Annotated in this window: 12 protein-coding genes; 2 read left to right on the plus strand and 10 right to left on the minus strand. The window is 72.6% G+C overall.

Annotation, left to right across the window (positions count from 1 at the left end; translation table 11 throughout):
- The first annotated feature begins 8 nt into the window (after window positions 1-8).
- The gene (locus VT50_RS23085; RefSeq protein ID WP_053048526.1) at window positions 9-911 is read left to right on the plus strand and encodes an alpha/beta fold hydrolase; all 903 of its coding nucleotides are present in this window, start codon (window positions 9-11) and stop codon (window positions 909-911) included.
- A 109-nt stretch (window positions 912-1,020) separates the two neighbouring features.
- On the opposite strand, the gene VT50_RS23090 is transcribed toward VT50_RS23085, so the two are convergent.
- From VT50_RS23090 to VT50_RS23125, 8 genes are all read right to left on the minus strand, one after another.
- A complete protein-coding gene (locus VT50_RS23090; RefSeq protein ID WP_338058336.1) occupies window positions 1,021-1,566 on the minus strand; it encodes an Hsp20/alpha crystallin family protein in 546 nt (181 codons plus the stop codon).
- Between the two features lie 95 nt (window positions 1,567-1,661).
- Complete coding sequence (locus VT50_RS23095) at window positions 1,662-1,925, minus strand: UBP-type zinc finger domain-containing protein (RefSeq protein WP_046085793.1); 264 nt, start codon at window positions 1,923-1,925, stop codon at window positions 1,662-1,664.
- A gap of 72 nt (window positions 1,926-1,997) precedes the next feature.
- Entirely contained in the window at window positions 1,998-4,640 is a 2,643-nt protein-coding gene (gene clpB / locus VT50_RS23100; protein WP_046085792.1) for an ATP-dependent chaperone ClpB, read from the minus strand.
- A gap of 28 nt (window positions 4,641-4,668) precedes the next feature.
- The gene (locus VT50_RS23105; protein ID WP_078840675.1) at window positions 4,669-5,019 is read right to left on the minus strand and encodes a chaperone modulator CbpM; all 351 of its coding nucleotides are present in this window, start codon (window positions 5,017-5,019) and stop codon (window positions 4,669-4,671) included.
- On the minus strand, window positions 5,016-6,002 hold the full coding sequence (locus tag VT50_RS23110) for a DnaJ C-terminal domain-containing protein (RefSeq protein WP_046085791.1): 987 nt from the start codon (window positions 6,000-6,002) through the stop codon (window positions 5,016-5,018). The genes VT50_RS23105 and VT50_RS23110 overlap by 4 nt, the downstream gene beginning before the upstream one ends.
- Before the next feature lie 7 nt (window positions 6,003-6,009).
- Window positions 6,010-6,672, minus strand: a complete 663-nt coding sequence (locus tag VT50_RS23115; RefSeq protein WP_046085790.1) for a nucleotide exchange factor GrpE — start codon at window positions 6,670-6,672, stop codon at window positions 6,010-6,012.
- A gap of 98 nt (window positions 6,673-6,770) precedes the next feature.
- Window positions 6,771-8,717, minus strand: a complete 1,947-nt coding sequence (dnaK, locus tag VT50_RS23120) for a molecular chaperone DnaK (protein WP_046085789.1) — start codon at window positions 8,715-8,717, stop codon at window positions 6,771-6,773.
- Window positions 8,718-9,121: 404 nt separating this feature from the next.
- The gene (locus VT50_RS23125; RefSeq protein ID WP_046085788.1) at window positions 9,122-10,153 is read right to left on the minus strand and encodes a DMT family transporter; all 1,032 of its coding nucleotides are present in this window, start codon (window positions 10,151-10,153) and stop codon (window positions 9,122-9,124) included.
- Window positions 10,154-10,341: 188 nt separating this feature from the next.
- On the opposite strand from VT50_RS23125, the gene VT50_RS23130 reads away from it, so the two are divergent.
- Window positions 10,342-10,962 carry a TetR/AcrR family transcriptional regulator gene (locus tag VT50_RS23130; RefSeq protein ID WP_046085787.1) on the plus strand — a complete coding sequence of 207 codons (621 nt, stop codon included), beginning with the start codon at window positions 10,342-10,344 and terminating at the stop codon, window positions 10,960-10,962.
- A gap of 155 nt (window positions 10,963-11,117) precedes the next feature.
- Here VT50_RS23130 and VT50_RS23135 read toward each other — a convergent pair whose 3' ends face one another.
- Window positions 11,118-11,957 carry a glycosyltransferase family 2 protein gene (locus VT50_RS23135; RefSeq protein ID WP_240529271.1) on the minus strand — a complete coding sequence of 280 codons (840 nt, stop codon included), beginning with the start codon at window positions 11,955-11,957 and terminating at the stop codon, window positions 11,118-11,120.
- A 167-nt stretch (window positions 11,958-12,124) separates the two neighbouring features.
- Window positions 12,125-12,832, minus strand: a 708-nt coding sequence (locus VT50_RS23140; RefSeq protein ID WP_338058337.1) for a hypothetical protein, incomplete at its 5' end; no start/stop codon positions are given.

Raw genomic sequence — 12,832 nt, forward strand, 5'->3', positions numbered from 1 at the left:
ATCGGGGCATGAGCGATCAGCTGCTGGGCGACTTCGACCGCCGCACCGTCCACGTCGAGGGTGTGGGAATCAATGTGCGCACCGCCGGGGACGGGCCGCCGGTCCTCCTGCTGCACGGCTATCCGCAGACCCATGTCATCTGGCACCACATCGCGCCGGCGCTCGCGGCCACCCACCGCGTGGTCCTGGCCGATCTGCGCGGCTACGGCGACAGCGACAAGCCCGTTTCCGACGCCGGGCACACCCCGTACTCCAAGCGGGCCCTGGCGCGCGACCAGCTGCTGGTGATGCGGGAGCTGGGCTTCGACCGGTTCGCGGTGGTCGGCCACGACCGGGGCGGCCGGGTCGGCCACCGGATGGCCCTCGACCATCCGCGCGCGGTCTCCGCGCTCGCGGTGCTGGACATCGTGCCCACGCGGTACGTGTTCCAGCACGCCGACAAGGACTTCGGCCTCGGCTACTTCCACTGGTTCTTCCTGGCGGCTGGCCACGGCATCCCGGAACACCTCATCGGCCAGGACCCCGCGTTCTGGATCCGCACCCGGATGGGGGCGCGCCACCGGGGCGGAACCCCGTTCGACGAGGCGGCCCTGGCCGAGTACGTCCGCTGCTTCTCGGACCCCGCGGCCATCCACGCCAGCTGCGAGGACTACCGCGCCGCCGCCTCCGTCGACCTGGTCCACGACGACGCGGACGCCGCCGCGGGCCGCAGGGTCACCGCACCGCTGCTGGCCCTGTGGGGCGCGCACGGTTTCGTCGGCCGCCACTACGACGTACCGGAGGTCTGGCGCGGCTACGCGGACGATGTGCGCGGGCAGGCCCTGCCGTGCGACCACTACCTGCCCGAGGAGGCGCCGGACGAGACGCTGCGCCAGCTGCGGGCGTTCCTCGGCGGGGCTACGCCGGAATGACGGCGACCAGGTCGGCGGGCATCCGGCCGCGGAGGTCATCCCACTCGGCCTCGTCCACCGTCAGCCGGTCCCCTGCGGCGGCGCGGGGGGCCGCCGCAGGGGGGGAGCCTCAGAAGCCTCCCGGCTGTTGCGGCCGTTGTTGCTCTTGCTGAGGCTGCTGTTGTCGCTGGGGCTCCTGCTGCCGTCGGCCCTCGCCCTGGACGCTCTCGCCCTGGACGCTCTCGGTGATCTCTATGTGGCGGGGCTTGGCGGTCTCCGCCTTGGGCACGGTGATCGTGAGGATGCCCTCGGACATCACCGCCTTGACGCCCTCGGTGTTCACCTCGCTCGGGAGCAGCATCCGGTACTCGAAACGACCCGTACGGCGCCCGCCGCGGCGCAGGACGCCCGTGCGCTCCCGCTCCTTGATCTCCCCGGTGACGGTCAGCTCCTGGCCGTTGACCTCGATGTCGATCTCCTGGCGCCGCACACCAGGGAGTTCGAGTTCGACGTGGTACGCCTCGTCCCCCTCGGTCACGTCGGCGGCGGGTGCCCACGCCGTGAGACCGGGCGTCGCGGCCCCGCCGACCGCGGATTCGAGCAGCCCGCCCATCTGGCTGAGCAGGTCGTCGAACTCCGCCAGCGGATTGCGCGCCCATACCCTCGGGCGGTCCATCGCGCCTTGGCGCTGCGGTTGGTGTCGTCGTGCGGGTGTGCTCATCGCCGTTCACCTCCGGTCGTGGGGAGTGGATGCGCTTGGGTGGCCGCGGGTCAGGCCATGGCCTCGTGGGCGTAGCACCACCGCCAGGTCTCGCCCTGCTCCATGGGCTCGACGATGGGGTGTTGCTCCGCGTACGCGTGGGCCCGGGCGTGCTTGAGCGGTGAGGAGTCGCAGCACCCCACGTGCCCGCAGGTCAGACAGAGCCGCAGATGGACCCAGGGGGACCCGACGCGCAGGCACTCCTCGCACCCCTCGGGGCTGTGCGGGGTGACCTGGCGCACCATCGACAGGTGCGGATCGGGCTCGATGGCCATGGCGTTCACCCTTTCTCGTTTCCAGGATGAGCAGGGACGGGGCGGCCCGCACGTCGAACCGCGGCACCGTGCTCACGCGGCCTTTCCGAGTCCGGCGACCTCCGGCCGCCGTTCGTAGCTGACCAGCAACTCGCCGTTCCGGCCGTCCACCTTGACGGTGGCGCCCTCCTCGACATCGCCGCGCAGCAGCGCGCGGCCGATGAGGGTTTCCACCTCGTGCGAGATGTAGCGGCGCAGCGGGCGGGCCCCGTACACCGGGTCATAGCCCTCGTGGGCGATCATCTGGCGCCCGGCCGGGGTCAGTTCGACGGCGATCAGGCGTTCGGCCAGCCGCTTGCGCAACTCATTGAACTGGAGCTCCACGATCCGCTCGATCTGGGCCTCGCCGAGCGGCTTGAACAGCACGATGTCATCGACCCTGTTGAGGAACTCTGGGCGGAAGTGGCCGCGCAGCTCGCTCAGCACCAGGCCCCGGGCGTCCGGCTTGAGCTCGCCGTCGGAGGTGACCCCGTCCAGCAGGTGCACCGAGCCGATGTTGGAGGTCATGATGATCACGGTGTTGCGGAAGTCCACCAGCCGCCCCTGGGCGTCGGTGATCCGGCCGTCGTCCAGGACCTGGAGCAGGGTGTTGAAGACATCGGCGTGCGCCTTCTCGATCTCGTCGAGGAGCACCACCGAGTACGGCTTGCGCCGCACCGCCTCGGTGAGCTGCCCGCCCTCCTCGTAGCCGACGTACCCCGGCGGGGCGCCGACCAGCCTGCTGACCGTGTGCCGCTCCTGGTACTCGCTCATGTCCAGCCGGACCATGTTCTCCTCGGTGTCGAAGAGCGCGGCCGCCAGCGCCTTGGCCAGCTCGGTCTTACCCACGCCGGTCGGGCCGAGGAAGATGAACGAGCCGATCGGGCGGCGCGGGTCCCGGATGCCCGAGCGGGCCCGGATGATGGCGTCGGAGACCAGCTTGACCGCCTCGTCCTGGCCGACGACCCGCTCCTGGAGGATCTGGTCCAGGCGCAGCAGCTTCTCCCGCTCGCCCTCCTGGAGGCGGGAGACCGGGATCCCGGTCCAGGCGGAGACGATGTCGGCGATCTCCTCCTCGGTGACCACCTCGCGCAGCAGCCGGTGCGCGCCCTGCTTGGCGGCCAGCTGCTCCTCCTCGGCGGCCAGCTTGCGCTCCAGCTCCTGGAGCCTGCCGTAGCGCAGTTCGGCCGCTCGGCCCAGGTCGTAGGCGCGCTCGGCCTCGTCGGCCTCGCGGCGCACCTCCTCAAGGTCCCGGCGCAGGTCCTGCACCCGGCGGATGGACTGCCGCTCGGCCTCCCACTGGGCGTGCCTGGCGTCGGCCTCGGCGCGCAGATCGGCCAGCTCCCGGCGCAGCTCCTCCAGCCGCTGGAGGCTGGCCTGGTCGGTCTCCTCGGAGAGCGCGGCCTCCTCGATCTCCAGCCGGGTGACCCGGCGGGTGATCCCGTCCAGTTCGGCGGGCATGGAGTCGATCTCGGTACGCAGCCGGGCACATGCCTCGTCCACCAGGTCGATGGCCTTGTCCGGCAGGAACCGGTCGCTGATGTAGCGGTGGCTGAGGGTGGCGGCGGAGACCAGCGCGGTGTCCTGGATCTTGACGCCGTGGAAGACCTCAAGACGCTCGCGCAGACCCCGCAGGATGGAGATGGTGTCCTCCACGTTCGGCTCGTCCACCAGCACCATCTGGAAGCGGCGCTCCAGCGCGGCGTCCTTCTCGATGTGCTTGCGGTACTCGTCCAGGGTGGTGGCGCCGATCATGTGCAGCTCACCGCGGGACAGCATCGGCTTGAGCATGTTCCCGGCGTCCATGGCGCCCTCGGCGGCCCCCGCCCCGACCACGGTGTGCAGCTCGTCCACGAACAGCAGGATCCGCCCCTGGGCCGAGGTGACCTCGGTGAGCACGGCCTTGAGCCGTTCCTCGAACTCCCCGCGGTACTTCGCACCGGCCACCAGGGACCCCATGTCCAGGGCGAAGATCGTCTTGTCGCGTAGCCCCTCGGGGACGTCGCCGCGGACGATCCGCTGGGCCAGGCCCTCGACGATGGCGGTCTTGCCGACGCCGGGGTCACCGATCAGCACGGGGTTGTTCTTCGTCTTGCGGCTGAGGATCTGGGTCACCCGGCGGATCTCGGCGTCCCGGCCGATCACCGGGTCCAGCTTGCCCGAGCGGGCCTCGAGGACCAGGTCCCGGCCGTACTTCTCCAGTGCCTCGTACGCCTCCTCGGGGTTGGCGGAGGTGATCCGCTGGCTGCCGCGCACCTGGGTGAGGGCGTTCAGGAACGCCTCCTTGGTGACGCCGTGCTCCTTGAGCACCCGCCCCGCCGCGGTGGCGGACCCCTCCTCGGCGAGCGCGAGCACCAGGTGTTCCACCGAGACGTACTCGTCCTTCAGCCGCTTCGCCTCCCGCTCGGCGGTGTCCAGCAGGTGGGCCAGCCGCTGGGTGGCGAAGATCTGCCCCGGTGTGGCCCCGGGGCCGGTGACCCTGGGCTTGCGGGCCACCTGCGCCTCCAGCATGGCGCGCACCGCTTCGGGGTCGGCGCCCAGCCGCTCGATCAGCCGGGGCGCCAGCCCGTCGGGCTGTTCGAGGAGGGCCAGCAGCAGATGCTCGCCGTCGATCTCGGTGTGGCCGTAACCCTGGGCCCTGCTCTGGGCGTCCTGGAGGGCTTCGCTCGACTTCTGGGTGAGGCGGTTCATGTCCATGGTGGTTCTTCACTCCTCGCGCCTGTTGTCACTCCTCGCGCCCGCTGCGGCGCAGTGCGGCTTCGAGCCGGTTGATGCGGTCGAGCAGGTCCAGCACCAGACCGATGGAGGCGTAGTTGAGGCAGAGCCCGGTGTGCAGCCGCTCGACGCGGGCCAGCGCCGCCGGGGCGTCGGGGGCGAACACCAGCTGCCCGGAGGCGTCGCGCTCGGCGTCGATCAGGCCGAGGGTGACGAACCGCCGGATCAGCTCGGGGTGGAGCCCGGTGCGGTCGGCCACGGTCTCCAGGGAGAGCCTGCGCGCGGGCACCAGCTCGTAGTGGACGGACGTCACGGGCAGGTGCCGGGTGGCCCTGACGGTTCCGGGTACGTGCGTGCTCATCGCTCCCTCCGGGGGTCGAAGGAGGAGGTACGGCCCAGCTCCTCGAACAGCTCCCGCTCCCGTTCGCCGAGGCGGGGCGGCACCATGACGCGGATCTCGGCGTACAGATCGCCGTCCGGGCCGCGCGGGTCCGGCATGCCCTCGCCGCGCAGCCGCAGCCGCCGGCCGCCGGATGAGCCGGGCGGAACGGTCACCTTGGCGGTGCCGCCGGGCGTGGACACCGGGACGGTCGCGCCGAGCGCCGCCTCCCAGGGGCTCACGGGGAGCGTCACATGGATGTTCCGGCCGTCCAGCCGGAACCGCGGATGGGGCTGGATCCGCACCCGTAGGTACAGGTCCCCGGCCGGTGCGTCACCGGTGCCCCGGCCGCCCTGCCCGGCCAGCCGGATGCGCTGCCCGTCGATGACGCCCGGCGGGACGTTCACCTCGAAGGTGCGCTGGCCCGTCGGACCGGCCAGGGTGACGCCGCGGCGCCCGCCGTGGAAGGCGTCCTCGACGGTGAGCGGCAGCTCCGCCTCCTGGTCGGCCCCGGGGATGGTGACGCGGCCCGCGCCGCCGGGCCCCGCGCCCCCCGGCCCCGGGCCGCCACCGCCGAAGAACGCGCCGAACAGGTCCTCGAAGTCCACCCCCTCGCCCCCGGCGTCCTCGCCGAAGCCACGGGTGAACCGCACCCGGCCGCCGTCGCCGGATGTCGTCCAGCCGCGGAAGCCACCGCCGCCGCCTCCGGCACCGGCCCCGACCCGCTCCTCCCAGTCCTCGGGGATCTTGCGGAAGTCCTCGCCGAACCGGTCGTAGCGGGCCCGGGTCCTCGGGTCGGAGAGCACGCTGTACGCGTCGTTGAGCTCCTTGAACCGCTCCTCGGCGTTCGGGTCCTTGTTCACGTCGGGGTGGTGGCGGCGGGCCTGGGTGCGGAACGCCTGCTGGATCTCGTCCTGGCTCGCGCCCCGGGAGACCCCGAGCACGTCGTAGTAGTCCCGTGCCATGGCCTTCTCACTCCCGCTTGGCCACGGCCACGGTCACCGGCCGGAGCTGGTGGCCGGGCTCTCCGTAGCCGGGGCGCAGCACCTGGACCACGGTGCCCGGCTCGGCCTCGGGGTCCTCGACCACACCGACCACCTCGTGCCGGGCCGGGTCGAACGGCACCCCCGTCTCGCCCTGCCGCTCGTAGCCGAGCCGGGCCAGGGCGGCCACGGCCTGGTCGTGGATGGCCTGGACGCCCTCGACGATCGAGCCGGGGTCGGCCTCGGCGTGGGAGAGGGCCAGTTCGAGGTTGTCGACCACGGGCAGCAGGGCCGCCGCCGTACGGGCCCGCTCGGCGGCCCGCTCCCGGTCGAGCTCCTTGGCGTGGCGCTTGCGCAGGTTCTCCAGGTCGGCCAGGGCCCGGCGCCAGCGGTCGTCGAGCTCGGCGAGGGCGGCGGCCTGCTCGTTGGCTTGTTCGTCGGCTTGTTCGTCGGCTTGTTCGTCGGTCTGCTCGGCGGCTGCGCCGATGGTGGGGCCGCGGGCCGCGTCCGGGCCGGGGACCTCGGGGACCTCCCCGCCCGCGCCGCGCGCCTCCGCGGCGCCCGGGGCGGGCAGGTCCTGTTCCCGCTCCGGCTCCGGCTCCGTCACGGCGCCCTCCGGCACCGGGTCGGGCTGCTGCGGTTGAGTGGACATGGCGGCCTCTCAGTGAGCCTTTTCAATGAGCCTTTGTCGGATCGGCCTGCGGATGGGCCTTCTCGGCCTGCGGATGGCCTTCGTGGACGGGCTGCGGTTCAGCCCTTGTCGAACTCGGCGTCGATGACGTCCTCGTCGCCTCCGCCCCCGCGCCCGGTCCCGGTGTCCTGGGCGCCGCCCGCGCCGGGCCCACCGGCCGCCCCGGGTTCACCGGTCGCGCCGCCCGGGCCCGCACCAGCGCCCGCACCGGCCGTCTCATGGGCGGCCAGGCCCGCGTACACCTGCTGGAGCTCGGAGGCCAGCGGCCTGGTCCGGTCGATCCCGGCCTCGTTCCTGACCGCCTGGCGGGCGTCGTTCACCAGCATCTCGGCGCGCGACCTCTCGTGGGAGGGCACCGCGTCGCCCAGCTCGGAGAGGCGCTTCTCGACCTGGTAGGCGCCGGTGTCCAGTTCGTTGCGCGCGTCCACGGCCTCGCGCAGCGCCTGGTCCTCGCCGCGGTTGCGCTCGGCCTCCTGGACCATCCGCTCGACCTCGCCGCGGTCGAGGTTGCCGGTCTCGCTGATCTGGATGGACTGCTCCTTGCCGGTGTCCCGGTCGCGGGCGGTGACGTTGAGGATGCCGTTGGCGTCGATGTCGCAGGTGACCTCGACCTGTGGTTCGCCGCGTGGCGCCGGGCGGATGCCGGTGAGCTGGAAGCGGCCGAGCACCCGGTTGTCGGCGGCGCGCTCGCGCTCGCCCTGGAGGATCACGATGTCCACGGCCTGCTGGTGGTCCTCGGCCGTGGAGAAGGTCTCGGTGCGGCGCACCGGGATGGTGGTGTTCCGCTCGATGATCTTCGTCATGACGCCGCCGCGGGTCTCGACGCCCAGCGACAGCGGGGTGATGTCGAGCAGCAGGACGTCCTTGACCTCGCCCTTGAGCACCCCGGCCTGGATCGCGGCGCCCAGGGCCACGACCTCGTCGGGGTTGACGCTCATATTGGGCTCCTTGCCGCCGGTCAGCCGGCGGACCAGGGCCTGTACGGCGGGCATCCGGGTCGAGCCGCCGACCAGGATCACCTCGTCGATGTCGCTCTCGCCGACCTTGGCGTCGGCCATCGCCTGCCGCACCGGGCCCAGACAGCGCTCCACCAGGTCGCCGGTGATCTGCTCGAAGGTGGACCGCATCACGGTCTCGGTCAGATGCTTGGGGCCGGAGGCGTCCGCGGTGATGAACGGCAGGTTGAGCTGGGTCTGGGTCACCGAGCTCAGCTCGGTCTTGGCCTTCTCCGCGGCCTCGAAGAGCCGCTGCAGCGCCTGTGGGTCCTGGCGCAGATCGATGCCGTTCTCCTGCTGGAACGCATCGGCGAGGTGGTCGACCAGCCGCCGGTCGAAGTCGTCGCCGCCGAGGTGGCTGTCGCCCGCGGTGGAGCGGACCTCCACCACCCCGTCCCCGACGTCGAGGATGGACACGTCGAAGGTGCCGCCGCCGAGGTCGAAGACGAGGACGGTCTCGTGGCCCTTCTTGTCCAGGCCGTACGCGAGGGCGGCAGCGGTCGGCTCGTTGATGATCCGCAGTACGGTCAGACCGGCGATCTCACCGGCGTCCTTGGTGGCGCTGCGCTGGGCGTCGTTGAAGTACGCGGGCACCGTGATGACCGCCTCGGTGACCCGCTCGCCCAGCTGCTTCGCGGCGTCGTCGGCCAGTTTGCGCAGCACCTGGGCGCTGATCTCCTCCGGTGAGTACAGCTTCTCGCGCACCTTGAAGCGGGCGAGGCCGCTCTCGTCCGGGACGACGTCGTAGGCGACCGCCTTGGCCTCGGCGGAGACCTCGTCGTAGTGGCGGCCGATGAACCGCTTGGCCGAGTAGATGGTGCCCTTGGGGTTGAGGATCGCCTGGCGCCGGGCCAGCTGCCCCACCAGCCGTTCACCGGTGTCGGTGAAGGCCACCACCGAGGGTGTGGTGCGGCTTCCCTCGGAGTTCGGGACGACCGAGGACTCACCGCCCTCCCACGCGGCGATCACCGAGTTGGTGGTGCCCAGGTCGATGCCGACTGCCTTGGCCATGGCAACTCCTTCCGGGGCGGCCCCGGGCCGCATGCATCGCCCGGTCGGCCGCGGAAAGCGGATCGGGAACGTGGCCTCTTCCTCCAGGGTGACAAATCGGACAGGAAGGGGGCCCTGGGCTCTGGGGTCGAATATCGGTGGCCGGAATGCGCCTGTGGGACGGGGCACAGGGGCGGGGGTGTCTAGGGGGCGGGGTGTTCCCGTGGGACGGTGCCTGCTGGGTGGCCCTGGGCGGCTCGCCCCTCCGGCGGTGGCTCAGCGGTCCCGGCCGAGGGGGTTCACGGAGGCGTGGGCACCGGCTGCCGGGGGACGGCGGTGGGATCGTGCGGGGGCCCGCCGGGAGCATGGGCATCTCGTGCGGCGGCTTGGCGTACGACGGTCTCCGGGGCGGCCGCCGCGCACGCTCAGCCCGAGGCGCTGCTGGAGGACTGGGGCGTGTGTACGGCGGGCTCTCGTACGGCTACTGCGGCATCGCGTACCAGGGGTTCCGGGACAACGGGTTTCCGCGCAAGGGGTTCCCGTACCACGGATTCCCCCACCACGGATTCCCGTACGACCACGGTGTCCCCGCGGCCGCGCACCCCGGCCCCCGAACGTGGAGCCCGGGAGAGCAGGACCACCCCGCGGGCGGCCGCCGCCGCGCCCACGGCGGCCAGGGCCCAGCCGCCCGGGCCGCCCCGGAACCGCTCGTCCAGCAGGACGATCCCGATGGCGGCCGCCGCCACCGGGTTGGCCAGGGTCAGGGTGGCCAGGGGCGCGCCGAGGCCGCTGCCGTACGCGCTCTGGGACAGCAGCAGACCGCTCACCGCGAAGGCCGCGACCAGTACGGCCACGACCGCGGTCCGCCAGGAGACCAGGGCCGCCCCGGGGGCGCGGGAGTCGGCGAGCGCGACCGTGAGGGTCTGGGTGAGCGCCGAGGCGACACCGGAGGCGGCCCCGGACGCGGTGGCGAACCGCAGGCCACGGCCCGGCGCGCCGCGACCCCTGCGCCCCGGCCGGACGCACAGCCCGATGAACCCCAGCACGACGGCCGCGAGCGCGACCGCCTCCGGCAGGCTCAGCGTCTCGCGCGGGGTCTCCCCGGCGGTGACCGGCAGCAGGGCGCCGAGGCCGAGCAGGGCGAGGACCACGCCCCGCCACTCGTCCCTGACCACCCGCCGTCCCGCGAGGCGCGCGCCCAGCGGGACGGCGGCCACCAGGGTCAGCGCGCCGAGCGGCTGGACCAGGGTGAGCGGTCCGTACCGCAGCGCGGCCACGTGCAGCAGGGCACCGGTGGAGTTGAGGCCGACCGCTCCCCACCAGGCGCCGCGCAGCAGCAGCCGCGGCATGCGGCCCGGTCGGCGGCCCGTGGCCAGCCGCTCCTGGGCCACGGCCGCGGTCGCGTAGGCGACGGCCGAGGCGAGCGCGAGCGCGACGGCTATGACGGTCGGGTTCATCCGCCGTGCCTTCCTCTGGGCACTGTCTGTCTGCCGCGAGTGGCGCCATCGGCACACAGGTGTATCGATACGAGAGTGTACCGGTGCGGAGGCGTATCGGTACAAGGGTGTATCGGTACGCGGATGTGTCGGTACACTGCGGGGTCGGGAGGGGAACCGGAGTCCGGTGGACCGAGGAGGAGGGCCCGATGGCGACGCAGAGCCCGGAGACGGCCGCGCCGCAGCGCCGTTCCAAGATCACCCCCGAGCGGGAGCAGGAGTTCTACCAGGCGGTCCTCGATCTGCTCCAGGAGGGCGGCTACGAAGCGCTCACCATCGAGGCGGTCGCCGCCCGCACCCGCGCCAGCCGCTCCACCCTCTACCGGCAGTGGTGCACCAAGCCCCAGCTCGTCGTCGCCGCGCTGCGCTCGTGCAAGCGGCCCTTCGCGCTGGAGGGCATCGACACCGGCTCCCTCGCGGGGGATCTGCGCGCCGTCGCGGAGGCGGTGGGCGAGGCGGGGGAGGCGTGCGGCGGCGACACCGCGCTGGTGTACGCCCTCGGGCACGCGGCGCTGCAGAACCCGGATCTGCTCCAGGCGCTGCGCGCAGCGCTGATCGAGCACGAGGTGAAGACGATTCAGGCGATGATCCGGCGGGGCGTGGAGCGCGGTGAAGTGGCCGCGGACAACCCCGCCTCCGAGTTCGTGCCCGCCCAGCTGATCGGTGCGATGCGGGTGCGGCCCCTGATCGAGGGGCGGCCAGCGGACCGCCCGTATCTGACCCGCTTCCTCGTGGCGTCGGTCTTCCCGGCCCTGGGACTGACCCCTTAGACGCCACGGAACGCCCGCGGCGCCCTATTCCCCACCCCACCCCACCCCTCCCCGAACCCGGGCCTCCGCCCCGGCCCTCGGGGCCAGAAGTGGAGACCCCGCCACCCGCCAGGGGCGGGGCCCTGGCGGGTGGCGGGGCCGCATGTCGGGGGCCGTCAGATGATGGGTGGGCGGCCCAGTTTGGTCATGTGCCAGACCGTGCGCCAGCGCATGGGGCGGCGTCGGCCGCAGCTGGTGCGCAGGCCCTCCAGGAAGCCGCCTGCCCAGGCGCGCAGGCCGGGCAGGGAGCGGGTGCGGGCGAGGGTGAGGAGGGTCCAGGTGGTCAGGTAGAGCGGGGCCAGGGGCAGGGGCAGGTGGCGGCGGGCCAGCCAGACCCGGTTGCGGGCGGTCATGCGGTAGTAGACGGCGTGCCGGGCGGGGGAGGTCCGGGGGTGCTGGAGCAGCAGTTCGGGGGCGTAGACGATCTTCCAGCGCGCGTCGAGCGCCCGCCATGCCAGGTCGGTCTCCTCGTGGGTGAAGAAGAACTCGTCCGGCCAGCCGCCGATCTGCTCCAGCATCGCCATCGACAGGGCGTGGCCGCCGCCGAGGAACGTGGTCACCTCGCCGCCGCGCATCGGGTCGGACGAACGCAGCCGGGGCACGTGGCGGCGCTGGGTCTCGCCCGTCTCGTCGGCGATGCGGAAGCTCACGATGCCCAGGCGCGGGTCGTCGGCGTACAGATCGCGGATCCGGCGGAAGACATCGGCGTCCACCAGCAGCCCGTCGTCGTCGAGGTCGACGACCACGTCCACGTCGCCGAACTCGCGCAGCCGCCGCCAGGCGACGTTACGGCCGCCCGAGACCCCGAGGTTCTCCTCGAGCTCGACCGCGGTCACCTCGGCGGGGAACTCCGGGAGCGGGGAGCCGTTGCCGACGACCACGACGCGGGCCGGGGGCACATCCTGCTTGGCGACCGACTCCAGCAGGGCGGCCACCTCTCTGGGCCGGTTGCCCATGGTCAGGACGGCGATACCCAGGCGTGGTTCGGGGGCGGCGGACACGGTGGGACTCCAGAGCTCGGTTGCGGTGTCCGCGATCGTAACCGTTCACTCAGAACCACACTTCCGTATGGCTGATGTTCATCGAGGGCTGAGGAACGAGCCTCGATGAGCGAGCGAGACGATCAGTCGTCGAGTGCGGCCAGCGCCTTCTTGGCCGCTCCGATGGCGCCCTTGCGGATCTCATCGGAGTCGGCGGCCTTATGGCTCTCGAAGTCGCCGCCGTTGTAGGTCACGGTGACCGTGGCGTTGTCCTGGTGGACCGTCACCACGGCCTCGCGTATGCCCTGGTCGTCGTCCTTGGTGGTCTTCTCGGCCACCGAGGCGTCGTCGCCGAGGCCGGGCACCGCGCTGCCGCCGTCGCCCTGCTGCTTCCCCTGCTCGCCCTGCTTCCCCGCGACGCTCTTGACGTTGTAGGCGATGTCCAGCCAGCGGTACTCGAAGTCGTCCAGGGCGTGCCAGGAGCAGCCCGTGCGGCGGTTGAGGTCGCTGGACTTCAGTTCGTTCCCGGCCGGTTTGGCGCCCGGCACCAGGTCCTTGATCATCGACTCCGGCAGGACCGCGCACGCCTCCCCGGGCGGCTTGGTGTAGCGCGGCGCGGCGGCGTTGGAGGCCGGAGCCGAGGTCTGCGGGGAGGGGCCCGACGGGGTGGCGCTCGTGTCCGAGTCGTCCGACGTGGTCATGGCCACCCCCGCGGCGGCGAGGACGGCGACGGGCAGCAGACGGGCGATCAGGGTGAGCGGCAGAGAACGCACGGCGGTCTCTCTTCGTTCGGATGCCGGTGTGGGGCGGGGGCGGAACAGCGGTGGGGCGGGGGCGGAACGGCGGTGGTG

The sequence above is a fragment of the Streptomyces antioxidans genome (genome assembly GCF_000968685.2).
Lineage (GTDB): Bacteria > Actinomycetota > Actinomycetes > Streptomycetales > Streptomycetaceae > Streptomyces > Streptomyces antioxidans.

Bases quoted from the DNA above. Each gene is read 5' to 3' on its own strand.
- VT50_RS23085 (WP_053048526.1), top strand. From the start codon at position 9: ATGAGCGATCAGCTGCTGGGCGACTTCGACCGCCGCACCGTCCACGTC.
- VT50_RS23090 (WP_338058336.1), bottom strand. From the start codon at position 1,566: ATGGACCGCCCGAGGGTATGGGCGCGCAATCCGCTGGCGGAGTTCGAC.
- VT50_RS23095 (WP_046085793.1), bottom strand. From the start codon at position 1,925: ATGGCCATCGAGCCCGATCCGCACCTGTCGATGGTGCGCCAGGTCACC.
- clpB (WP_046085792.1), bottom strand. From the start codon at position 4,640: ATGGACATGAACCGCCTCACCCAGAAGTCGAGCGAAGCCCTCCAGGAC.
- VT50_RS23105 (WP_078840675.1), bottom strand. From the start codon at position 5,019: ATGAGCACGCACGTACCCGGAACCGTCAGGGCCACCCGGCACCTGCCC.
- VT50_RS23110 (WP_046085791.1), bottom strand. From the start codon at position 6,002: ATGGCACGGGACTACTACGACGTGCTCGGGGTCTCCCGGGGCGCGAGC.
- VT50_RS23115 (WP_046085790.1), bottom strand. From the start codon at position 6,672: ATGTCCACTCAACCGCAGCAGCCCGACCCGGTGCCGGAGGGCGCCGTG.
- dnaK (WP_046085789.1), bottom strand. From the start codon at position 8,717: ATGGCCAAGGCAGTCGGCATCGACCTGGGCACCACCAACTCGGTGATC.
- VT50_RS23125 (WP_046085788.1), bottom strand. From the start codon at position 10,153: ATGAACCCGACCGTCATAGCCGTCGCGCTCGCGCTCGCCTCGGCCGTC.
- VT50_RS23130 (WP_046085787.1), top strand. From the start codon at position 10,342: ATGGCGACGCAGAGCCCGGAGACGGCCGCGCCGCAGCGCCGTTCCAAG.
- VT50_RS23135 (WP_240529271.1), bottom strand. From the start codon at position 11,957: ATGGGCAACCGGCCCAGAGAGGTGGCCGCCCTGCTGGAGTCGGTCGCC.